We start from the raw sequence: 22,741 nt of genomic DNA, 5'->3' as shown, positions 1-22,741 counted from the left end.
TGACTCCTCGTTCCTCGCAACGCTTTTCCGTCCCGCACGCACACCTCGGGGCGTTCACCGGGGCTGGGCGGGTTTCTGCACGGCCGACCGGGACCGGTGGCCTGCAACCCGACCAGCGTACCCGATCAGTTGGTGGGCGGTCCGGCCGGGCGACTGGCCGCCCGGCGCCGGCGCGGCCGTGGGACCGAGGTCACCTCGGGCTCGTCGGCGTCCACCGGCGGGGCGCTCTGGGCCTGCTCGACGACCGCCTCGTCGGTGACCCCCACGGTCTCGACGGCGGCGATCGCCTCGTCACCGGCCGGCGGCTCCTCCGTGGCGGGAGCCGATTCCTCAGCAGCAGAGGCGCCGATCTCGACCGGCGACTCCTCCTCGCGCACCTCGGTGAGGACGGCGGCGTCCTCCGCGGCGCGCTCCTCCCCCGCCTGACCGCGGCCACGGCGGCCGCGGTTGCGCCGCCCGCCGCTCGAGCGGGTGACCTCGCCGTCCTCGTCGGCCGACGGGCCGGGCTCGGCGGTGGTGTCCTCGGCCTCGGCGGTCTCCTTGGCCTGCGGCTTCTCGCCGCGGCCGGAGTCACGGCCGGAGTCACGGCCGGAGTCGCGCCGGCCGTTGCCGCCGCTGCCGTTCCCGCCGCCACCGCCGCCGCCGCGGCGCTTCTCGTCCACCGGCTCCATGTGCACGAGGACGCCCCGGCCGCGGCAGTGCTCGCACGGCTCGGAGAAGACCTCGAGCAGGCCCTGGCCGACCCGCTTGCGGGTCATCTGCACCAGGCCCAGCGAGGTGACCTCGGCGACCTGGTGCTTGGTGCGGTCGCGGCCCAGGCACTCGGTGAGCCGCCGCAGCACGAGGTCGCGGTTGCTCTCCAGGACCATGTCGATGAAGTCGATGACGATGATCCCGCCGATGTCGCGCAGCCGGAGCTGGCGGACGATCTCCTCGGCCGCCTCCATGTTGTTGCGCGTGACGGTCTGCTCCAGGTTGCCGCCGGAGCCGACGAACTTGCCGGTGTTGACGTCCACGACGGTCATCGCCTCGGTGCGGTCGATGACCAGCGAGCCGCCCGAGGGCAGCCAGACCTTGCGGTCCAGCGCCTTGGCCAGCTGCTCGTCGATGCGCAGGTCGTGGAAGACGTCGCCCTCGCCGGTGTACCGGTTGAGCCGGCCGACCAACTCCGGGGAGACGTGCGCGACGTAGGCCTCGACGGTGTCCCAGGCGTCGTCGCCCTGGACGACGAGCTCCTTGAAGTCCTCGTTGAAGACGTCGCGGATGACCCGGATCGCGAGGTCCGGCTCGCCGTAGAGCAGCGTCGGGGCGTTGGTCGCCGACTGGGACTTGGTCTGGATGACCTCCCACTGCGCCTTCAGCCGGTTGACGTCGCGGGTGAGCTCCTCCTCCGAGGCGCCCTCCGCGGCGGTCCGGATGATCACGCCGGCGTCCTCGGGGACGATCTTCTTGAGGATGTCCTTGAGCCGGGTGCGCTCGGTGTCGGGCAGCTTGCGGCTGATGCCGGTCATCGAGCCGCCGGGCACGTAGACCAGGAACCGGCCGGGCAGGTTGATCTGCTGGGTCAGCCGGGCACCCTTGTGGCCGATCGGGTCCTTGGTGACCTGCACCAGCACCTTGTCGCCGGACTTGAGCGCCTGCTCGATGGAGCGCTGCTTGCCCGACAGGCCCGCGGCGTCCCAGTTGACCTCACCGGCGTACAGGACGGCGTTGCGGCCCTTGCCGATGTCGACGAACGCGGCCTCCATGCTGGGCAGCACGTTCTGCACGCGGCCGAGGTAGACGTTGCCGGCGAAGGACGTCGCCTGCGCCTGGGTCACGTAGTGCTCGACGAGGATGTCGTCCTCGAGGACGGCGATCTGGGTGCGCTCGCCGCGCTGGCGGATGACCATCTTGCGGTCGACGGCCTCGCGGCGGGCGAGGAACTCGGCCTCGGTGAGGATCGGCGCGCGGCGGCGGCCGCTGTCGCGACCGTCGCGGCGGCGCTGGCGCTTGGCCTCGAGCCGCGTGGAGCCGGTGACGCCGCGGACGTCGTCGTCGCTGGTCAGCCGCCCGTCGCGGCCGGCCCGCTCGGGACGCTCTTCGTCGCCGGTCTCGCCGCCCTCGCTGCTGCTGCCGCGGCGACGGCGCCGGCGGCGGCGACGGGTGCTGGAGCCGGTCTCGGCCTCCTCGCCGTCGGAGTCCTCGTCGGTGTCGCCCTCGGCGTCCTCGGTGTCCTCGTCGGCCTGCTCGTCGCGGGCGCCGTCGGTGTCGCTGTCGGTGTCGCCGTCCTCGTCGGAGTCCTCGGCGCTGCGCCCCCGGCCGCGGCCACGGCGACCACGGCGGCGGCGCCGGCTGCCGGTGCTGGCCGTCTCGTCGCGGTCCTCTTCGTCGGAGTCCTCGGCGGCCTCCTCGAGGTCCTCGACGTCCTCGTCCTCGTTCGCCGCGACCTCGACGTCCTCGGTGTCGGGACGACGGCGCGAGCGGCTGCGGCGCGAGCGGGTCGGCGCCGCCTCCTCGTGCCGCTCGTCGACCGGGCCCTCGCCGGCCTCGTCGTCCGGGCTCTCGGCCGGACGGCGGCTGCGCCGGCGCGGGGCCGGGGCGGCCTCGGGCGCCGGGGCCACGAAGCTGACGAAGGCGGGGATCGCCGGCGCCGGCGGGGTCACCGCGGGCACCTCGTCGGGGTCGGCCGCGGCCGCCGGGCGGGTGGCCCGCCGGCGCGGCCGGGCGACCACGGCGGTCGGCTCGGGAGAGCTGAACTGCGCGCCGAACCGCGACAGCGGCTCGTGCTCGGGTTCGTCCTCGGGTTCGGCCACCGCGGCGGGCGCTTCGGCCTCCGGTTCCTCGGCCTCCGGTCCCTCGGCCTCGGGCTCCTCGACCGGGGTCTCCTCGACCTCGGTCGGCTGCTCCGCGGCGACCGGTGTCTCCGGGGTGGCCTCCGGGGTTGCTCCGGTGGTGTCGTTGTCGTCGTTCTGGTTCGCCACGAGGGCTCGCCTCCTGTGTGCGTTCCCGGGCGCCGATCTCTCGGCGGCCGCGCAGGAACGCGGGTTGGGCGGGGCTGGGCGACCGCACGGGGTGCGGCGGGTCGCCCGACCCGCATCAAGTCTGTGGGTGGCTCCCGCGCGGCGGTCGCCGCGGCCGGGGGCCGGTGGTGCAGGTCTTCGGTGGTGCAGGTCTTCGGTGGTGCAGGTCTTCGGTGGTGCAGGTCTGAGGTGCCCGGGGCCGGGTGACTCCGAGCGTGCGGCACGTCTGGCAGCCGTGCCACGCGACGGCGCGGGTCAGACCGTCGCGTGCTCCCCCTGGCAGCGGGTGCGCGCCGCACGGTCAGGACCGAGCGGATCGGCCACGGTCCCGTCGTCGTCGAGCCGGCCTTGCGCCGCACGCACGGCCCTGGCGGGCAACGGCGGGCGCAGGTCGGCGACGGCAGCGAGAGCGGCCAACACGTCGTCGGGTCGTACAGCGGGCGTCACCTGCCGGACGACCGCATTCAGTATGGCACAACCTGCCTCCTCGACCGCCGACGCGCCGAAGACGGCGGCGCGCGCATCGACGTCCTTGAGGCCGGTCTTGGTGCGCCGCGCGACGGTCACCTCGTCGCGCGCGAGGAAGGCGTCCAGGGCCGACTGCAGGTCGGCGAGGGGCAGCCCGGGCAGCTCGATGCGCCAGACCGAGGTGTCGATCCGGTCGGCGAGCGAGCCGGTCCCCTCCCCCGCCTCGACGCACTCCAGGACGACGACGTCCTCCGGCAGCGCGGCGTCCAGGGCGGCGCGCACCTGCTCGGGATCGCGCCGCTCGGCCAGCCCGATCTCGGCGTACTCGGCCTCGCTGGCCGCGCCGGTGGGCGCCGCGCCGAGGTAGGAGATCTTCGGGTGCGGGGTGAAGCCGGCGGAGAACGCCATCGGCACCTGGGCGCGGCGCAGCGCCCGCTCCAGCGCCCGGGCCAGGTCGCGGTGCGAGGCGAAGCGCAGCCGGCCGCGCTTGGCGTAGCGCAGGCGCAGCTTCTGCACGGTCGGGGGCGGCGGCGGCCCCTCAGGCATGCGGGCCACTAGCGGCCGACCACCGTGAGCGGCAGGAGGCTGCGACCGGTCGGGCCGATCTGGATCTCGGTGCCCATGGTCGGGCAGACGCCGCAGTCGTAGCAGCCGGTCCAGCGGCAGTCGCCGACCTCCTCCTCGGAGATCGCCTCCTGCCAGTCCTCCCAGAGCCACTCCTTGTCCAGGCCGGAGTCGAGGTGGTCCCAGGGCAGCACCTCGTGCTCGGTGCGCTCGCGGGTGGTGAACCAGTCCAGGTCGACGCCGAAGGCGCCGAGCTCCTCGGCGGCCGCCGTCGTCCAGCGCTCGTAGGAGAAGTGCTCGCTCCAGCCGTCGAAGTGGCCGCCGTCGCGCCAGACGCGCTCGATCACCCGGCCGACCCGGCGGTCGCCGCGGGAGAGCAGGCCTTCGATGACCCCGGGCTTGCCGTCGTGGTAGCGCAGGCCGATGGAGCGGCCGATCCGGCGGTCGTTGTTGATCGCCTGCCGCAGCAGCTTGAGCCGGGCGTCGATCGTCTCGGCGCTGGCCTGCCCGGCCCACTGGAACGGGGTGTGCGGCTTGGGCACGAAACCGCCGATCGAGACCGTGCAGCGGATGTCCTTGCTGCCGCTGGCCTCCCGGCCGGCCCGGATCACCTCGACGGCGAGCTCGGCGATCTCCAGGACGTCCTCGTCGGTCTCCGTGGGGAGGCCGCACATGAAGTAGAGCTTCACCTGGCGCCAGCCGTTGGCGTAGGCGGTGGTGACCGTGCGGACGAGGTCCTCCTTGGACACCGTCTTGTTGATCACCCGGCGGATCCGCTCGCTGCCGCCCTCGGGGGCGAACGTCAGCCCGCTGCGCCGTCCGTTGCGGGAGAGCTCGTTGGCGAGGGTGACGTTGAATGCATCAACCCTCGTGGAGGGAAGGGAAAGCCCGGTCTTGCTGTCCTCGTAGCGGTCGGCGAGCTCCTTGGCGATCTGCCCGATCTCGGAGTGGTCGGCCGACGACAGCGACAGCAGCCCGACCTCCTCGTAGCCGGTGGCGCGCAGCCCCTGGTCGACCATCGAGCCGATGCCGGTGATCGTCCGCTCGCGGACCGGGCGGGTGATCATCCCGGCCTGGCAGAAGCGGCAGCCACGGGTGCAGCCGCGGAAGATCTCCACGCTCATCCGCTCGTGCACGCTCTCGGCCATCGGCACCAGCGGCGTCTTCGGGTAGGGCCACTCGTCGAGGTCCATCACGGTGCGCTTGCCGACCCGGGCCGGGACGTCGTCCCGGGTCCGGGTGACCGCGGCGATGGTGCCGTCGGGGGCGTAGGAGACGGCGTAGAAGCGCGGCACGTAGACGCCGTCGACCCGGGCCAGCCGGGCGAGCAGCTCCTCGCGGCCGCCGGGACGGCCCTGGTCCTTCCAGATGCGGACGACGTCGGTGATGTCGCCGACCACCTGCTCGCCGTCGCCGAGGACGGCGGCGTCGACGAAGTCGGCGATGGGCTCGGGGTTGAACGCGGCGTGCCCGCCGGCGATCACGACCGGATGGGTCTCGTCGCGGTCGGCGGCGTGCAGCGGGATGCCGGCGAGGTCGAGCGTCTCGAGCAGGTTGGTGTAGCCGAGCTCGGTGGCGAAGCTGACGCCGAGCAGGTCGAAGGCGCGGACCGGCCGGTGGGCGTCGACGGTGAACTGGTCGACCCCGTGCTCGCGCATCAGCGCGGCGAGGTCGGGCCACACGGCGTAGGTGCGCTCGGCGAGGGCGTCGGGGCGCTCGTTGAGCACCTCGTACAGGATCATGAGGCCCTGGTTGGGCAGCCCGACCTCGTAGGCGTCGGGGTACATCAGCGCCCAGTGGACGGCGACGTCGTCCCACTCCTTGACCTGCGAGTTCAGCTCACCGCCCACGTACTGGATCGGCTTGCCGACCTGGGCCAGCAGCGGTTCGAGACGGGGGTACAGGGACGCGACGCTCATGACCGGTCCAGGGTAGACGGCGGTGGAGCGCCCCTCCCCTGCCGAGTGAGCACTACTGGTCGCCCGCCGCGGCGTGTCCACAGATGTCGGCGACTGCAACTGCGCAGTCGGCGGAGGCCCGAGACTGGTCGACGTGCACGGATGCACCGGGAAGCACAGGTTCAGGACGGCGCTCGACGCCAAGCTGGCTCTCGTCCGGATCGGGCGCGCCGGCGACGACCAGGTGCGTGAGAAGGTGCCGATCCGCGTCTACCGCTGCGGGGCCTGCCGGGGGTGGCACCTCACGTCGATGCCGCTCGCCTCGGCCCGCCTTACTTCAGCAGCAGGCCGGACAGGCGGCGGGCGCCGATCGCCAGCCCGATCAGGCCCATGACCAGCAGGTACACGGCGTTGCCGAGCAGCGACCAGCCGACCTCGCCGGTGACGAGGTTCCGGATCAGCTCGATGCCGTGGTAGAGCGGCGTGCACCGCACGACCCACTGCAACGGCTCGGGGTAGGTCGACAGCGGGTAGAAGGTCGTCGAGAACAGGAACATCGGCAGGACGGCGAGCTGCACGAACTCGAAGTCCTGCCAGCTGCGCAGGAACGTGGTGGCCGCCAGCCCGGCCGCGGCGAAGGCGAAGCCGATGAGGATCGCCGCCGGCAGTGCGAGCACCGCCCACCACGACTCGACCAGCCCGAGGATCGCCATGATCACGAGGAAGGCCGCCGAGTAGGACGCGCCGCGCAGCAGCGCCCAGGTCGTCTCCCCCACCGCGGCGTCGGGCGCCGAGAGCGGCGTGGCCAGCACGGCGTCGTAGAGCTTCGAGTACCGCAGCTTGAAGTACAGGTTGTGGACGGCGTCGTAGATCGCGCCGTTCATGGCCGAGCTGGCCAGCAGCGCCGGGGCGACGAACTGCTGGTAGGTCAGCGACGTCCCGGTGTCGGTCACCACGTCGCCCACCAGCCCGCCGATGCCGACGCCGATCGAGAGCAGGTAGAAGAACGGCTCGAAGAAGCCGGAGACGAACAGGACCCAGGTCCGCTTGGCGACCAGGAAGTTGCGCTGCACGAGGTACCCGGCCCGCCGGGCCGACAGCGGGTAGAGCGGGAAGACCCGCAGCAGCAGCGACCCGGGCTGTGGCGGGGAGGCGAGCTCCAGCGTCTCGGCGCTCACGTGAGCAGCCTCCGGCGGTAGGCCCACCGGGCGAGCAGCACGCCGCCGGCGATCCACAGCGCCAGGTAGCCGACGTGCAGCAGGCCGGCGCCGAGATCGATGGTGCCGAGCGCGAGGCCACGGGCCAGGGAGACCCCGTGCCACAGCGGGGTGACGTAGGCGATCCACTCGAAGACCGCCGGCAGCTGGCTGACCGGGAAGAACGTCCCCGAGAACAGGAACATCGGGATGATCAGGAACCGCTGCACCGCGGCGAACCCGCTGTCGTTGTCCAGCGTCGCCGCGTACGCCGTGATCGGGGCGGCGAAGGCCATGCCGGTCAGCAGCGCGGCGGGCACGGCGAGCACCACCAGCCAGCTGTCGGCCGCCCCGAAGAGCACCAGGACGGCGAGGAACAGCGCCGCCGACGTCGTCACCCGGAACGCGACGTACAGCAGCTGGCCGACCAGCAGGTCGGGCACCCGGGTCGGCGTGGCCAGCACGGCGTCGTAGGTCTTGTCCCACTTGATCGCGCCGAGCACCGGGTAGGTCGACTCGAACGACCCGGTCTGCATCGCCGCGGCGGCCAGCAGCCCCGGCGCGAGGAACGACAGGTAGGAGACGCCGCCGGGCAGGCCGGGGCCGCGGTCGACCAGGATGCCCAGCGTCAGCCCCATCGAGGCGAGGAACAGCGCCGGCTCCAGCACGCTGCTGATCAGACTGCTGCGCCAGAAGTGCCGGTAGGCGGTGAGCCGCTGACCTGCGAAGGCCAGGGCGCCCGGTGTGAGCACGGGGACGGTCACGAGCCCTCCTCGCTGACGCTCGTCGGACTCCTGACCGGCGGTGCTGTGCCCCTGGGTGACCTCGCAAGCTCGGTCACCTCAGTCCACCAGCGTCCGGCCGGTGAGCCGAAGGAAGACGTCCTCCAGCGAGCTGCGCCGCACGAGGCTGGACTGCGGGTGCACCCCGTGCGCGGTCACCGCCGCCAGCGCGGCCTCGCCGTCGTGCGCGTAGAGCAGCAGGCGGTCGGGCAGCACCTCGATCCGCTCGGCGGCGCCGGAGTGCACCACCGGCTTGATCGCGTCGACGAACGCCTCGGGGCCGGGCTGGCCCTCGGCGAGCGGGAAGCGCAGCTCGCAGACCTCGCGGGTGGAGTAGGAGCGGATCAGCTCGGTCGGCGACCCCTCGGCCGCGATCCGGCCCTTGTCCATGACGACGAGCCGGTCGCACAGCTGCTCGGCCTCGTCCATGTAGTGCGTGGTCAGCACGAGGGTGACCCCGCGCTGCTTGAGCCGGTACAGCCGCTCCCAGAGCACGTGCCGGGCCTGCGGGTCCAGACCGGTGGTGGGCTCGTCGAGCAGGACGACGTCGGGCTCGTTGATCAGCGAGCGGGCGATGGTCAGCCGCCGCTTCATGCCGCCGGACAGCGGCTCCACCTTGTCGGCGGCGCGGTCGGACAGCTGCACGAACTCCAGCAGCTCGGCGGCCCGCTCGCGGATCGTGCCGCGTGGCAGCCCGAAGTACCGGCCGTAGACCAGCAGGTTCTCCAGCACCGTCAGCTCGAGGTCGAGGTTGTCGGTCTGCGGGACGACGCCGAGCCGGGCCCGGATGCGCGGGCCGTCGACGACCGGGTCGAGGCCGAGGATGCGCAGCTCACCGGCGGTCGGCGGGGACACCGCGCCGATCATGCGCATCGTCGAGCTCTTGCCGGCGCCGTTGGGGCCGAGGAAACCGAAGGCCTCCCCCGGCGCCACGTCGACGTCGATCCCGTCGACGGCGGTGAAGTCGCCGAAGCGCTTGACCAGCCCGCGGGCGCGGATCAGGGACCGGTCGGAGAGCACCGGACGACGGTAACCAGCCCCACCGACACCCGACGACCGGATTGGGTCCAGCGTTGATCAGGTCACCTGATCAACGGCTGGCCTCCTTCGGCAACGCTGGTGCAGTAGGACAGCGTTTGATCAGGTCACCTGATCAAACGCTGCTCCCCTCAGCCCAGGTCGGGGAAGAAGAGCTGCACCTCGCGCGCGGCGGACTCGGGCGAGTCGGAGCCGTGCACGATGTTGGACTGCACCTCGAGGGCGAAGTCGCCGCGGATCGTGCCGGGGCCCGCCTTCACCGGGTCGGTCGCGCCGGCCAGCGCGCGGAACGCCTCGATCGCCCGCGGGCCCTCGACGACCAGCGCCATCAGCGGGCCGCTGGTGATGAACTCGACCAGCGAGGCGAAGAACGGCCGCTCGCGGTGCTCGGCGTAGTGCGTCTCGGCGGTCTCGGCGGTCAGGGTGCGCAGCTCGGCGGCGACCAGCCGCAGGCCCTTGGCCTCCAGCCGGGAGACGACCTCGCCGACCAGGCCGCGGGCGACGCCGTCGGGCTTGACCAGGACCAGGGTGCGCTCAGCAGTGGGTGCGGACACGAGGCGGCAGCGTACGGGACGCCGTTCGTCAACTTTGGTTGACACCTCCGAGATGTCAACCTAGATTGACAGCCATGGCAACACCCACCGATGTCACGACCGCCGCCGCGGCCGACGACCCGGCCACCGGCCTGCGGGCCATCCGCGCCCTGCGCGAGCTCGCCGACCGGCTGGAGGCGCTGCAGGTGGCCAACGCCCGGGACCGCGGCTGGTCCTGGCAGCAGGTCGCCGACGCGCTCGGGGTCTCCCGGCAGGCGGTCCACAAGAAGCACGCCCGGTCGAGAAGGGATCGCTGACGATGTTCGAACGCTTCACCGAGGAGGCCCGGCGGGTGGTCGTCCTCGCCCAGACGGAGGCGCGCGAGGCCCGCGAGCCGTTCATCGACGCCACCCACCTGCTGCTCGGCATCGCCATGGTCGGGGGTCCGGGCGGCCAGGCGCTGCACGCGGCGGGCGTCGACCCGTCCCGGTTGCGGACCGCCGTCCGCGAGGTCGGCGACCCCAGCAGCGCCCTGGACGCCGACGCGCTCGCCGCGCTCGGCATCGACCTCGGCAAGGTGCAGGCGGCAGCGGAGGCCGCGTTCGGATCGGGCGCGCTCGCCGACCGCGCCCGCCAGGGCCGCCGCCGTCCGGGCGGGCACCTCCCGTTCACCGACCACGCCAAGAAGGCGCTCTCGCTCTCCCTGCGGGCCGCGATCCGCCGGGGCGACGGCGAGATCGACACCCGGCACGTCCTGCTCGGTGTCCTCGGCGCCGAGGAGAAGCGCTCGAGCGCCGTCCTCGACCACCTGGACGTCGACCTGACCGACCTGCGCCGGCGGCTCGACGCCCCCGACGCCGCGTAGTGCTCTGGCTGCGCCTGCTGCTGGCCGCGGGCTCAGCCGGTGGTCACCGATCCGGTCCGCAGCGGCACGAGCTCCACCCAGGTGGTGCCGGGAGCGAGTCGCACGACGGCGCCGTCCGGGCCGGTCAGGACGACGGGGTCGCCGAGCGAGGCCTTCGACCAGGTCGCGGTCACCACGGTCCCGCCGATCGCGACCAGCGCGGACCCGGATCCGAGCAGCTGCGTCTCGGGCACCGGGTTGCCGGCGGGGTCACGCGCGGAGGTGTTCACCACGTTCACGGACAGGACGACGACGTTGGTCGCGCGCAGCCGGGCCCCGTCCGCCTCGACCGCGGGCGACGGCCCCTCCGAGCGCAGCCAGGCGCCGTCCGGCGGGCTCCACGTCCAGCTGGGGTGGCTGACCCCCGACATCGTCAGGCGCACGACCCCCGCAGGCGCACCGGCGGAGGGCGGCTGACCCGGCCCGGCGAAGGTGAATTGCGGCGGCGGGCTCGCGACGTGCGCGCCGTCGGCCTGGTCGAGGAGGGTCTGCGGCGTCGCGTAGACGTTGTGCGGCGCGCGCCGGGAGTGCACCCGGTAGAAGCCGCCCGAGCCGGCGTCCATGCTGAGCACCTGCAGGCCGGCCGCGCCGACCGCGTCGACGTACTGCTGCTGCCCCCCGGAGAAGGCGAGCAGCCCGTGCAGCGGCGCGGCGATGGCCGGGTCCATCGGCCGCACCGAGCGCACCGGCCCGATCTCGGCGGGGACGGCGGACTGGTACACCGCGACGTAGCGGGTGATGCCGCCCTCGACGACCTCCTCCCAGACCATGTCGGCCATGTTCAGCCCCGTCTGCGGCCGGGCGTCGATCGAGTTCTCGATCTTCACCGCGAGTGCCGGCCGGTTGACCACACCCGGCGCCTGCACCCCGGTGAGCGGGTAGACCGGCGGCGGGGGCGGAGGGGGCGGCGGCGTCGTGGTCGTCGGGGCCGCGGTCGTGCTGCTGGAGGACGTCCCCGTCGCCCGCGGTTGCTCGTCCGGGCCGCACGCGGGCAGGACGGCGACCAGCACCACGCCGGCCGCCACCAGCCACGGGCGACGGGATCGACGACCGGACGCAACCACGGCGCACGCTCCTGGGAGGTCGAGCAGGGTGCGCCAGAGTAGGGCGGCAGGCGGAACGCGTCGGCCCGTTGCGCCGAGAATCGCCCGGCCGGGCGACTACTGGTGCGGCTGCTCCTCCTGCGACCCGGGAGGCGTGTCGGGCGACGGATCGGGCGCCGGATGGGGCGCCGCCGGGCGCGGCAGGATCGAGCCGAGCATGTCCCGCCGCAGCTGCAGCAGGTACAGCCACAGCAGCGCGAAGATGCCGCCGACCACCCACAGCACGGAGTTGAACAGCCCGGTCAGGACCAGCGGGACCTGCAGGACCGTGCCGATGACCAGCCCGCGCGGGCGCCGCTGCACCCCCGCGGCCAGGATCAGCAGGACGGCGAGGACCAGCAGGTAGGTCAGCCGGAAGCCGGTGAGGCCCGGCCCGCTCTGCGCGATCCCGCGCGGCACGAACAGGACGACGATCGCCTCGAGCACGAGCACCGCGGCGGCGCCGCCGTTGAGCGCCCGCGCGGCGCGGACCGGGTCGGGCGCCGTCACGACGAGCGACCCTGCAGCAGCGTGCGGGCCTCCCCCGCCGTGATCACGCTGCCGGTCACCAGGACGCCGGAGCCGCCGAGGGCGTCGTCCGGGCCGGCCTCGGCGAGCTCGATCGCCGACTCCAGCGCCTCGGGCAGCAGCGGGTGCACGCTCACCCGGTCGGCGCCGAACACGTCGACGGCCAGCGCGCCCAGCTCGTCGGCCGGCAGCGCCCGCTCCGAGCTGTTCTGGGTGACGACGAGCTCGGCGCAGATGCCCTCGAGCTCGCGCAGCATCCCGTCGACGTCCTTGCCGCGCACGCAGCCCACCACCCCGACCAGCCGGGTGAAGTCGAAGGACTCGCGGACCGCGGCGACGGTCACCGCCATGCCGGCCGGGTTGTGCGCGGCGTCGACCAGCACGGTCGGCGACGTGCGCACCCGCTCCAGCCGGCCGGGTGACCGGACGGCGGCGAACGCCGTCCGCACGGTCTCGACGTCGATCGGGCCGGTGGCCGCACCGGCGCCGAGGAACGCCTCGACCGCGGCCAGCGCGGTGGAGGCGTTCTGCGCCTGGTGCGCGCCGAACAGCGGCACGTACACCTCGTCGTACTCCCCGCCGAGGCCCTGCAGCCGCAACTGCTGGCCGCCGAGGGCGACCGTGCGGTCGAGGATGCCGAACTCGGTGCCCTCCCGCGCCAGCGTGGCCTCCACCTCGACCACCCGGCGGACCAGGGCGTCGAGGGCGGCCGGCTCCTGGTGGGCGACGACGGCGATCGCGTCGCGCTTGATGATCCCGGCCTTCTCGCCGGCGATCGTGCCGACGTCGGGGCCGAGGTACTCGGCGTGGTCCAGCGCGACAGGGGTGACGACGGCGACCCGGGCGTCCACGACGTTGGTCGCGTCCCACGTGCCGCCCATGCCGACCTCGATGACGGCGACGTCCACCGGGGCCTCGGCGAACAGCGCGTACGCCATCCCGACCATGACCTCGAAGAAGCTCATCGGGATCTCGCCGCCGGCGTCGACGAGCTCGATGTACGGGGCGATGTCGTTGTAGGTCTCGACGAACCGCTCGGCGCTGACCGGCTCGCCGTCGAGGACGATCCGCTCGCGGATGGACTGCAGGTGCGGGCTGGTGAACCGCCCGACCCGCAGGCCGAAGCCGCGCAGCAGCTCGTCGACCATCCGCGCCGTCGTCGTCTTGCCGTTGGTGCCGGCCACCTGGACGACGGGGTAGGCGCGCTGCGGCGACCCGAGGAGGTCCATCAGCGCGTTGATGCGGGTCAGCGACGGCTCGAGCCGGTTCTCCGGCCAGCGCTCCAGCAGTGCCTTCTCGACGCGGGCCATCTCACCGTGCTCGGTCGTGCTCATCGGTGTCCAGGATGCCAGCCGCGGAGAAACGGATCGCAGGCCTTCCTACGATGGGCCCCATGGAGACCCGCATCGCGACCCCCGGCAGCATCGCCCCGGGAGCCGAGAGCGGCGTACCCGAGAAGCCGTCGCTCGAGGGCCTCGAGGAGAAGTGGGTCCAGCGCTGGGCGGCCGAGGACACCTACGCGTTCGACCGGGCCACCGCGCTGACCTCGCCCCGGGAGCAGACCTACTCGATCGACACCCCGCCCCCGACCGCCAGCGGCTCGCTGCACGTGGGGCACGTCTTCAGCTACACGCACACCGACTTCGTCGCCCGCTACCAGCGGATGCTCGGCAAGCACGTCTTCTACCCGATGGGCTGGGACGACAACGGCCTGCCGACCGAGCGCCGGGTGCAGAACTACTACGGCGTGCGCTGCGACCCCTCGCTGCACTACGACCCGTCGTTCACGCCCCCGGAGAACCCCGGCAAGGACCAGCTGCCGATCTCGCGGCGCAACTTCGTCGAGCTGTGCATGCGGCTGACCGAGGAGGACGAGCTCGCCTTCGAGCAGCTGTGGCGCCGGGTCGGGCTGTCGGTGGACTGGTCGAACGTCTACCGGACGATCTCGGAGAGCTCGCGGGCCATCGCGCAGAAGATGTTCCTGCACAACCTGGCCCGCGGTGAGGCCTACGCGCAGGAGGCGCCCACCCTCTGGGACGTCACGTTCCGCACCGCCGTCGCGCAGGCCGAGCTGGAGGACCGCGAGCGCCCCGGCGCCTACCACCGGATCTCCTTCCACGGCCCGTCCGGCCCGGTCTTCATCGAGACGACGCGGCCCGAGCTGCTGCCCGCCTGCGTCGCGCTGGTGGCCCACCCCGACGACGAGCGCTACCAGCCGCTGTTCGGCAAGACGGTGCGCACGCCGGTGTTCGACGTCGAGGTGCCGGTGGTCGCGCACCGGCTGGCCGAGCCGGACAAGGGCTCGGGCATCGCGATGATCTGCACCTTCGGCGACCTCAACGACGTCACGTGGTGGCGCGAGCTGCAGCTGCCGACCCGGGCGATCGTCGGCTGGGACGGCCGGATCGTGGCCGACCCGCCGGCCGACGTCCCCGCCGGTCCGTACTCCGAGCTGGCCGGCAAGACCGTCTTCAGCGCCCAGCAGCGGATGGTCGAGCTGCTGCGCGAGTCCGGCGACCTCTCCGGCGAGCCGAAGCCGATCACGCACCCGGTGAAGTTCTTCGAGAAGGGCGAGCGCCCGCTGGAGATCGTCACCACGCGGCAGTGGTACATCCGCAACGGCGGCCGCTCCCCCGAGCTGCGCGACGCCCTGCTGGCCCGCGGCCGGGAGATCCAGTGGATCCCCGAGCACATGCGGCACCGCTACGACAACTGGGTCGAGGGCCTCAACGGCGACTGGCTGATCAGCCGGCAGCGGTTCTTCGGCGTCCCGTTCCCGGTCTGGTACCGCCTGGACGACGAGGGCCAGCCGGTCCACGACGAGCCGATCCTGGCGGCCGAGGACGCGCTGCCGGTGGACCCCTCCTCCGACGTCCCGCCGGGCTTCGAGGAGTCCCAGCGCGGCACGCCGGGCGGGTTCATGGCCGACCCCGACGTCATGGACACCTGGGCGACGTCCTCGCTGTCGCCGCAGGTGGCCTCGGGCTGGGAGACCGACCCGCAGCTGTTCGCGCACGTCTTCCCGATGGACCTGCGCCCGCAGGCGCACGACATCATCCGGACCTGGCTGTTCTCCACCGTGGTGCGCTCGCACTTCGAGTTCGACGCCGTGCCGTGGTCGCACGCGGCCATCTCCGGGTTCGTGGTCGACCCCGACCGCAAGAAGATGTCGAAGTCGAAGGGCAACGCGACGACCCCGATCGACGTCCTGGAGCGCTACGGCACCGACGCCGTGCGCTGGCGGGCGGCCGGGGCGCGGCCGGGCGCGGACTCGCCGTTCGACGAGGCGCAGATGAAGGTCGGCCGCCGGCTGGCCATGAAGATCCTCAACGTCGGCAAGTTCGTGCTGGGCCTGGGCGCCTCGGCGGGGCTGTCGGTCGACCAGGTCACCGAGCCGCTGGACCTCGCCGTCCTGGCCCGGCTGGCCGAGGTGGTCGACGACGCCACCGCGGCGATGGACGCCTACAACTACACCCGCGCGCTCGAGGTCTCCGAGTCCTTCTTCTGGACCTTCTGCGACGACTACGTCGAGCTGGTGAAGTCGCGGGCGTACGGGTCCGGCGCCGCCGCGGAGTCGGCGCAGGCGACCCTCGCCGTGGCGCTGTCGGTGCTGCTGCGGCTGTTCGCGCCGGTGCTGCCGTTCGTCACCGAGGAGGTCTGGTCCTGGTGGCAGGCCGGCTCGGTGCACCGGGCGATCTGGCCGCGCGCCACGGAGCTGCCCCGCGGCGGCGACCCGGCCGTGCTGGAGGTCGCGGGGGTGGCGCTGGCCGGGGTCCGCAAGGCGAAGTCCGACGCCAAGGTCTCGATGCGGGCCGATGTGCAGACCGCCACCGTGATCGCCCCGGAGGCGCAGGTGCCGCTGGTCGAGGCGGCGCGCACCGACCTGGTCGACGCCGGGCGGATCGCGCAGCTCGACGTCCTCGCCGGCACCGGTGAGCTGACCGTCGCCGTCGTCCTGGCGCCCACGGAGGACTGACCGGCAGCTCTCCCTCAGCCGGGACCGAGGGATCTCCCAGCCTGTGTGGCCACCGTGAACGGCCGGGAGCTGGGAGGTCCACGGCGTGCACGGCTGGAACTGGCTGCTCGGGTTGTCGCTGGTCCGCGGCCCGTTGCACGTCGGACTGCTCGCGGGGTCCGTGGCCGCCCTCCTCGGGCTGGGATTCCTGCGCCGGGGCCGGCCGTGGTGGATGCGGGCGGTGGCCGCAGCCGTGGTCGCGGCCGGCGTCGTCGTCCTCGGGGTGCGGACGTGGCTCGACGTCACCGAGCCGTGGCCTGACGCGCTGCCGCCCGTGGTCTACGCCTGGGTGGGCACGGGCGTCCTGGCGCTGCTCCTGCTGGGGCTCGGCTGGCGGCGGCAGCGCTGGTGGATCCGATCGCTGGCGGTCGCCGGGGCGCTGCTCGTCGTCCTCGGTGCCGCCGACGGCATCGACACCGTCTTCGGCGCCTATCCGACCGTGGCGACGGCGCTGCAGGTCGCCCCGCGCGATCAGGTGCCGGCGTCCGCCGTCCTGGGCCCGACCCCGACGCCCCCGGCGGCCCTGCCCGCGCACGGGGACGTGACGCAGGTCGTCATCCCGGCCACGCGATCGGGGTTCCCGGCGCGCCCCGCGTGGCTCTACGTGCCCCCGGCCTACCTCGTCGCCCACCACCCGCTGCTGCCCGTGCTCGTGCTGATCAACGGCCAGCCCGGCGGACCGCGAGACTGGCTCGACGGCGGCCGGCTGGCCCAGCGCATGGACGCCTTCGCCGCCGCGCACCACGGGCTCGCCCCGGTCGTCGTGATGCCCGACGGCACCGGCGGGCAGCTCGCCAACCCCCTCTGCACCGACTCCGCGCTCGGCCGGGCCGACACCTACCTCTCCCAGGACGTCGTGAGCTGGGTGAGCACGCACCTGCAGGTCACCCCCGACCACGCCGGATGGGCGGTCGGCGGGCTGTCCTACGGCGGCACGTGCGCCTTGCAGCTCGCCGTCGCGCACCCCGACCTGTTCCCCACCTTCTTCGACGCCTCGGGCCAGGAGGCACCCACCCTCGGCAGCCACGCCCGGACCGTGGAGGTGGCCTTCGGCGGCAACGCGCAGGCCTTCGCCGCGATCAACCCGCTGCAGGAGCTCGCGCGCCGCTCGTACGCGGGGTCGGCCGGCTTCCTGGCCGTGGGCGCCCAGGACTCCCGGTACCTGCCGCAGCAGCGGGCCGTCGCGGCGGCGGCGCGCAACGCCGGCATGGCGATCACCACCGAGGAGGTCCCGGGCACGCACGAGTGGCGCGTCTGGGGCCAGGCGCTCCAGGACGCGCTGCCCTGGCTGGCGGCCCGGCAGGGGCTGACGGCGTGAGGGCCCTGGGCGCGCTGCGCCGCTTCCCGCTCACGGCGAGCGTCCTGCTCGTGCTGATCGGCACCGCGGTGCTCACCGGGACGACGGGTGCCGATCCGGCCCTGCGCCGCGAGATCGGCGCCGCGGTCCGCGGTCCGGTGTCGGGCTGGCTCACCTCGGCCGCGTGGTGCGCCGACACGTCGTCCCTGGTGGTGGCGGTGCTGGCCACCGTCGTCCTGCTCGGCCCGGCCGAGCGGCGGCTGGGCAGCCGGCCGGCGCTCGGCGCGCTCGCGGCCGGGCAGGTCCTGGGGACGGCGATCGGGCTGGCCGTCGTCGGCGCCCTGGCCGCCGCCGGGGACACTTGGGCGCGGGAGATCAGCGGGATCGTGGTGCTCGGGCCGTTCGCGGGGGTCCTCGCCGCCGCCGGGCTGGCCACCGCCCGCTCCCCCGCGCTGTGGCGGCGGCGGGTGCGGCTGCTGCTCACGCTGACGCTCACCGCCCTGGTCCTCTACTCCGGCACGACCGGCGACGTCGTCCGGCTCTGCGGCTGGCTGCTGGGCCTCGGCGCGGGCCTCCTGCTGGGCCCGGTGCAGGAGGTGACGGCGCCGCACCCCAGCCGGCGGGAAGGCCGCGCGCTGGTCGCGATCGTGCTGACGGTGACGGCGCTCGGCCCGCTGCTCGCGGCGCTGTCGCGCACGCCGGACGGGCCCTGGGCCGTGGTCTCCCACCTGTTCGTCTCGGCCCCGCCGGACCACGCGCTGCTGCACGCGGTCTGCGGCCCCGGCGGCGACCGCGCGGACTGCCGGGTGCTCGAGGCGCGGGCGCGGCTCACCGGGCACGGCCCCGCGCTGCTGTCGGTGCTGCCGGTCGTGCTGCAGCTCGTGCTCGCCGAGGGCCTGCGGCGGGGACGGCGGGCGGCCTGGGGCGGGGCGGTCCTGCTCAGCAGCGCGCTCAGCGTGGTCGGCGCGCTCGTCGTCCTGACCGTCGTCGCCACCCCGGCCGAGGAGCTGCCGATGCTCGGGGTGCGGCCCGGCAGCCTGCCGGCGGCGTCCGTCGTCGCCCCGCTGGTGGCACCGCTGGCGGTGCTGGTGCTGCTCGTGGTGACCCGCAGCCGCTTCGACGTCCGCGCCCGGCCGGGATCGGGACGGCGCTGGCTGCTCGCCGCCGGACTGGGCATCACGGTCGTCGCGGTCGCGTACGTGTCCGCCGGATCGATGGTGAGCGGCGCGCTGGTCCGGCCGCCGTCGGCCGGGGCGCTGCTGCTGGACCTGCCCTCGCGCATGCTGCCGCCGGGGTACCTGGGCGAGATCGTCCCGCGCCTGGTCTCGCTGCACGGCAGTGCCCGGCTGCTCGCGGACTGGACCGGGGTCGCGATGTGGACGGTCCTGCTCGCGACCGCGATCTTCGTCGTCCGCCCGGCGCCGCCCACCGGGGACGCGGTCCGGGCGCGGGCGCTGGTCGACCGCCACGGCGAGGGCCCGCTCTCGTTCATGACCACGTGGGTGGGCAACCGCTACTGGTTCGCCGACGACGGCGCCGCGGTGGTCGCCTACCGGGTGGTGGGCGGGGTCGCGCTCACCACCGGCGACCCGGTCGGCCCGCCCGCCGCCCGCCGCGCCGCCGTCCTGCGCTTCACCGACTGGTGCGAGGAGCACGGGTGGACGCCGTGCTGGTACGCCGTGACCGACGAGGTGGCCGACGCGCTGGTCGGGACGGGCGCGCGGCGGCTGCAGGTGGCGGCGGAGACGTGGCTGCCGCTGGCCGGCCTGTCGTTCACCGGGCGCCGGTGGCAGGACGTGCGGACCGCGCTCAACCGCGCCCGGCGCGAAGGCGTCGAGGCGCGATGGACCTCCTGGTCGGAGGCTCCGCTGGCCCTCCGGGAGCAGCTGGCCCGGCTGTCGGAGGAGTGGCTGGCCGACAAGGGCCTGCCGGAGATGGGCTTCACGCTCGGCGGCCTGGACGAGCTCGCCGACGACGCCGTCCGGTGCCTGGTCGCGGTCGGTCGGGACGGCGAGGTCCTGGGCCTGACCAGCTGGCTGCCCGCGCGCCGGGCCGGCCGGCCGGTGGGGTGGACGCTCGACGTCATGCGCCGGGCGCGCACCGCCCCGCCGGGCGTCGTCGAGTTCCTGATCGCCACGGCGCTGCTGACCTTCCAGGAGGAAGGCGCCGAGTTCACCAGCCTGTCGGGCGCTCCCCTGGCCCTGCCGCCGGGCAGCGGGGACGGCAGCGGGCTGACCCGCCTGCTGACCGCCGCCGGCCGGCTCATGGAACCGGTCTACGGCTTCCGGTCGCTGCTCGCCTTCAAGGCCAAGTTCCAGCCGCGCTACCGCCCGCTGTGGCTGGTCTACCCCGGCACCGCCGACCTCCCGCGGATCGCCCAGGCGGTGTCGCGGGCCTACCTGCCGGACCTGTCCCTGCCGCAGGCCGCGCGGCTGACCGAGGCACTGGTGCGGGGGCATCGGCGTCCCGTGCGCAGTCCCGAGCAGCCGGCGCCGGTTCGCGCGTGAGGCGGGCCGCCTGGGCGCTCCTCCTGGTCCTGGCCTGCCTGACCGGCTGCCGGCCGGTCGATTCGGCGAGCACCAACGCCACGCTGTCGGTGTTCGCGGTGGGCGACTCGATCACCGAGGCGGACTCCCCCGACTTCGACGACGGCGATCTCGGGAGCGGGTCGTGGGCCTGGTACACCGATCAGGCGCCCGTCCTGATGCTCGGCGGCTGGGCGCACGCCGGCGCGACGACCGCCGACATGCTGCTCGGGGTGAGCGAGCTGGTGGCGGAGTCGACGATGCGCCACGCCGACGTCCTCGTGCTGATGGCCGGCAGCAACGACGTGGACGCCGGCGTGCCGTTCGCCGAGGCCGCCGACCACCTGCGCGCGATCGCCCGGGACGCCGGCATCTCCCGGGTCGTGCTCTCGACCATCCCGCCCGAGGACGCCGTCGCCGCCGACGTGCAGGCCTTCAACGCGCAGCTGCCCGCCCTGGCCCGCAGCGAGGGCTGGCAGCTGGTCGACCCGATGACGCAGATCCGGGACGGCGGCGGGCACTACGCGCCCGGGATGACCGACGACGGCGTCCACCCCACCGTGCGCGCGGCCCGGCTGATCGGCCAGGCCCTGCACCGGGACCTCGTGCGCTGAGCCCCCGGCTCTTGCGGTCTTCCGCGTGCTCTTGCGGCGCTGCAGGACCGCAGGAGCACGAGGACGACCGCAAGAGCGGCGGCCTCAGGCGTTCAGAGCTCAGGCGGGGTCGGCGGCGAAGGTGACGGTGACGCGCTGGACGCCGAGGGAGCGCGCCAGGCCGGTGAGCATCTGGCGGGTGTTGTCCTCGGCGCGGTGCAGCAGGTCGCTGGCCGCGGCCGCGCTCGACAGCCGGCGCTCCGCCGACCGGTAGAGCGCCGTGTCGTCGGTGGTGTCGTTCTCCACCGCGTCGCCGATGCGCTGCACGATCCCGCGGTCGCGGTCCAGCACCCGGCTCTGCGCGGGGTCCACGGACGCGTCGCCGAGCTCCGGCGCCGGAAGCGTGATCGTCGCGGTCTTCCCGTCGGCGGACAGCTGCACGCCGTCGGTGTCCAGCGAGCCGAAGTCGACGTAGGCGTCGACCGTGCCGGTGGCCAGCAGCTGCGTCCGCTCGCCGCTGATCGCGGCCGGCACCCACGGGGTGTCCCGCTCCTGGTCGACCACGACCTGGAACGTGCCGGTCGCCGCGTGGTACTCGTGCAGGTCGTCGAGCGCCAGCAGCAACGGGGTCGTGCTGCGGTCGATCACCTTCTCCTCCAGCGGGTTGCTGACGCTGTTCAGCGCGTAGAACCCGAGGCCGGCGACGGCCAGGCCGAGGACGGTGGGCAGGACGAGGCGGCGGGAACGGGGCACGGGCGGTCTCCCTGGGGTCGGCGGGGGGATCGCGTGGTGCAGCGCCGGGTTGTGCACGACCATTCCCGTTCCCGCAGCGTGTTGCCGGGTAAACGCACGACGGCCCGTACCCCACAGGGGGTACGGGCCGCCGGGAAGCGAGAACTAGGCCGACTTCTCGCGCGGGGCGCGGGCCGGCTTGCGCGGCACGATCGTCGGGTTGACGTGCTCGAGCACGACCTCCTTGGAGATGACCACGGTGGCGACGTCGTCCCGGCTGGGGACGTCGTACATCACCGACTGGAGCACCTCCTCCATGATCGCGCGCAGCCCGCGGGCGCCGGTGCCGCGGAGGATGGCCTGGTCGGCGATCGCCTCGAGGGCGTCGTCGGTGAACTCCAGGTCGACCCCGTCGAGCTCGAAGAGCTTGCGGTACTGGCGGACCAGGGCGTTCTTGGGCTCGGTGAGGATCTGGATCAGCGCCTCGCGGTCCAGCTTCTGCACGCTGGTGATCACGGGGAGCCGGCCGATGAACTCGGGGATCATGCCGAACTTGAGCAGGTCCTCCGGCATGACCTCGGCGAAGGCGTTGGCCTCCTCGAGCTCCTTCTTGCCGCGGATCTCGGCGCCGAAGCCGATGCCCTGCTTGCCGATCCGCTGCTCGATCACCTTCTCCAGCCCGGCGAAGGCACCGCCCACGATGAACAGCACGTTCGTCGTGTCGATCTGGATGAACTCCTGGTGCGGGTGCTTGCGACCACCCTGCGGGGGAACCGAGGCGGTGGTGCCCTCGAGGATCTTCAACAGCGCCTGCTGGACGCCCTCGCCGGAGACGTCGCGGGTGATCGACGGGTTCTCGCTCTTGCGGGCGATCTTGTCGACCTCGTCGATGTAGATGATCCCCGTCTCGGCGCGCTTGACGTCGTAGTCGGCGGCCTGGATCAGCTTGAGCAGGATGTTCTCGACGTCCTCACCGACGTAGCCGGCCTCGGTGAGGGCGGTGGCGTCGGCGATCGCGAACGGCACGTTCAGCATCCGGGCCAGGGTCTGCGCGAGGTGCGTCTTGCCGCAGCCGGTGGGGCCCATGAGCAGGATGTTCGACTTGGCCAGCTCGACCGACTCGTCACGGCTGGCCCGCTCACCGCCGGCCTGGATCCGCTTGTAGTGGTTGTAGACGGCGACCGACAGCGCGCGCTTGGCCTTGTCCTGGCCGATGACGTACTGCTCGAGGAAGTCGTGGATCTCCTTCGGCTTCGGCAGCTCGTCGAACTTCAGGTCCGAGGACTCGGAGAGCTCTTCCTCGATGATCTCGTTGCAGAGGTCGATGCACTCGTCGCAGATGTAGACCCCGGGGCCCGCGATGAGCTTCTTGACCTGCTTCTGGCTCTTGCCGCAGAAAGAGCACTTGAGCAGGTCGCCGCTCTCACCGATTCGTGCCACCAGCTGACCTCCACCTCGGTTCAGGGCCTCGTGGGAAGTGCCCCATATGTGCTTGCCGTGCTCGTGTTCGCCCCGTGCGACCCCGCTCTGGCGATCCGCTCCGCGAGGCTCCCCTCCCGGCGCGTCCGGCCGGGTATCGGGCGC

Annotated in this window: 18 protein-coding genes; 6 read left to right on the top strand and 12 right to left on the bottom strand. The window is 73.5% G+C overall.

What is annotated here, in order from left to right; all coding sequences use genetic code 11:
• Positions 1–125 precede the first annotated feature (125 nt).
• From GGQ55_RS28500 to ndk, 7 genes are all read right to left on the bottom strand, one after another.
• Positions 126–2,963, bottom strand: a complete 2,838-nt coding sequence (locus GGQ55_RS28500) for an Rne/Rng family ribonuclease (protein WP_179718682.1) — start codon at positions 2,961–2,963, stop codon at positions 126–128.
• A 294-nt stretch (positions 2,964–3,257) separates the two neighbouring features.
• The gene (locus tag GGQ55_RS16935; protein ID WP_218859314.1) at positions 3,258–4,016 is read right to left on the bottom strand and encodes a TIGR03936 family radical SAM-associated protein; all 759 of its coding nucleotides are present in this window, start codon (positions 4,014–4,016) and stop codon (positions 3,258–3,260) included.
• 8 nt (positions 4,017–4,024) lie between these two features.
• Positions 4,025–5,953, bottom strand: coding sequence for a TIGR03960 family B12-binding radical SAM protein (locus GGQ55_RS16930; protein ID WP_179718678.1), 1,929 nt, complete (start codon positions 5,951–5,953; stop codon positions 4,025–4,027).
• Positions 5,954–6,264: 311 nt separating this feature from the next.
• The gene (locus tag GGQ55_RS16925; RefSeq protein WP_179718676.1) at positions 6,265–7,110 is read right to left on the bottom strand and encodes an ABC transporter permease; all 846 of its coding nucleotides are present in this window, start codon (positions 7,108–7,110) and stop codon (positions 6,265–6,267) included.
• Positions 7,107–7,892, bottom strand: a complete 786-nt coding sequence (locus GGQ55_RS16920) for an ABC transporter permease (RefSeq protein ID WP_366489541.1) — start codon at positions 7,890–7,892, stop codon at positions 7,107–7,109. The genes GGQ55_RS16925 and GGQ55_RS16920 overlap by 4 nt, the downstream gene beginning before the upstream one ends.
• 78 nt (positions 7,893–7,970) lie before the next feature.
• Positions 7,971–8,930, bottom strand: a complete 960-nt coding sequence (locus tag GGQ55_RS16915) for an ABC transporter ATP-binding protein (protein ID WP_179718674.1) — start codon at positions 8,928–8,930, stop codon at positions 7,971–7,973.
• Between the two features lie 149 nt (positions 8,931–9,079).
• Positions 9,080–9,502 (bottom strand): nucleoside-diphosphate kinase, encoded by a 423-nt coding sequence (gene ndk, locus GGQ55_RS16910; RefSeq protein ID WP_179718666.1) that lies wholly within the window; start codon positions 9,500–9,502, stop codon positions 9,080–9,082.
• 74 nt (positions 9,503–9,576) lie between these two features.
• On the opposite strand from ndk, the gene GGQ55_RS16905 reads away from it, so the two are divergent.
• The gene (locus GGQ55_RS16905; protein ID WP_179718664.1) at positions 9,577–9,798 is read left to right on the top strand and encodes a helix-turn-helix domain-containing protein; all 222 of its coding nucleotides are present in this window, start codon (positions 9,577–9,579) and stop codon (positions 9,796–9,798) included.
• Positions 9,799–9,800: 2 nt separating this feature from the next.
• Complete coding sequence (locus GGQ55_RS16900; protein ID WP_179718662.1) at positions 9,801–10,346, top strand: Clp protease N-terminal domain-containing protein; 546 nt, start codon at positions 9,801–9,803, stop codon at positions 10,344–10,346.
• 32 nt (positions 10,347–10,378) lie between these two features.
• On the opposite strand, the gene GGQ55_RS16895 is transcribed toward GGQ55_RS16900, so the two are convergent.
• From GGQ55_RS16895 to GGQ55_RS16885, 3 genes are all read right to left on the bottom strand, one after another.
• The gene (locus GGQ55_RS16895) at positions 10,379–11,449 is read right to left on the bottom strand and encodes a DUF3048 domain-containing protein (protein WP_179718660.1); all 1,071 of its coding nucleotides are present in this window, start codon (positions 11,447–11,449) and stop codon (positions 10,379–10,381) included.
• Positions 11,450–11,545: 96 nt separating this feature from the next.
• Positions 11,546–11,977 (bottom strand): DUF4233 domain-containing protein, encoded by a 432-nt coding sequence (locus tag GGQ55_RS16890; protein WP_179718658.1) that lies wholly within the window; start codon positions 11,975–11,977, stop codon positions 11,546–11,548.
• On the bottom strand, positions 11,974–13,329 hold the full coding sequence (locus GGQ55_RS16885) for a bifunctional folylpolyglutamate synthase/dihydrofolate synthase (RefSeq protein ID WP_179718656.1): 1,356 nt from the start codon (positions 13,327–13,329) through the stop codon (positions 11,974–11,976). The genes GGQ55_RS16890 and GGQ55_RS16885 overlap by 4 nt, the downstream gene beginning before the upstream one ends.
• 59 nt (positions 13,330–13,388) lie before the next feature.
• Between GGQ55_RS16885 and valS the strand changes: the two genes are divergently transcribed.
• The 4 genes from valS (at position 13,389) to GGQ55_RS16865 (ending at position 20,446) form a co-directional block, all read left to right on the top strand.
• Positions 13,389–15,971, top strand: a complete 2,583-nt coding sequence (valS, locus tag GGQ55_RS16880) for a valine--tRNA ligase (RefSeq protein ID WP_179718653.1) — start codon at positions 13,389–13,391, stop codon at positions 15,969–15,971.
• An 85-nt stretch (positions 15,972–16,056) separates the two neighbouring features.
• Positions 16,057–17,328 (top strand): alpha/beta hydrolase, encoded by a 1,272-nt coding sequence (locus GGQ55_RS16875; protein WP_179718651.1) that lies wholly within the window; start codon positions 16,057–16,059, stop codon positions 17,326–17,328.
• A complete protein-coding gene (locus GGQ55_RS16870; protein ID WP_179718649.1) occupies positions 17,325–19,814 on the top strand; it encodes a bifunctional lysylphosphatidylglycerol flippase/synthetase MprF in 2,490 nt (829 codons plus the stop codon). Before GGQ55_RS16875 ends, GGQ55_RS16870 begins: the two co-directional genes overlap by 4 nt.
• Complete coding sequence (locus GGQ55_RS16865) at positions 19,811–20,446, top strand: SGNH/GDSL hydrolase family protein (RefSeq protein ID WP_179718647.1); 636 nt, start codon at positions 19,811–19,813, stop codon at positions 20,444–20,446. Before GGQ55_RS16870 ends, GGQ55_RS16865 begins: the two co-directional genes overlap by 4 nt.
• A 99-nt stretch (positions 20,447–20,545) precedes the next feature.
• Here the strand turns inward: GGQ55_RS16865 and GGQ55_RS16860 are convergent, their stop codons facing one another.
• Together GGQ55_RS16860 and clpX are read right to left on the bottom strand one after the other, a co-directional pair.
• Entirely contained in the window at positions 20,546–21,178 is a 633-nt protein-coding gene (locus tag GGQ55_RS16860; RefSeq protein ID WP_366489537.1) for a DUF4230 domain-containing protein, read from the bottom strand.
• A gap of 144 nt (positions 21,179–21,322) precedes the next feature.
• A complete protein-coding gene (gene clpX, locus GGQ55_RS16855) occupies positions 21,323–22,597 on the bottom strand; it encodes an ATP-dependent Clp protease ATP-binding subunit ClpX (protein WP_179718643.1) in 1,275 nt (424 codons plus the stop codon).
• Between the last annotated feature and the right edge of the window lie 144 nt (positions 22,598–22,741).

It is taken from the genome of Petropleomorpha daqingensis, assembly GCF_013408985.1.
Classification (GTDB): domain Bacteria; phylum Actinomycetota; class Actinomycetes; order Mycobacteriales; family Geodermatophilaceae; genus Petropleomorpha; species Petropleomorpha daqingensis.
The sequence above is the reverse complement of the archived record's forward strand: the minus strand, read 5'-3'. Positions and strand labels throughout refer to the sequence as shown.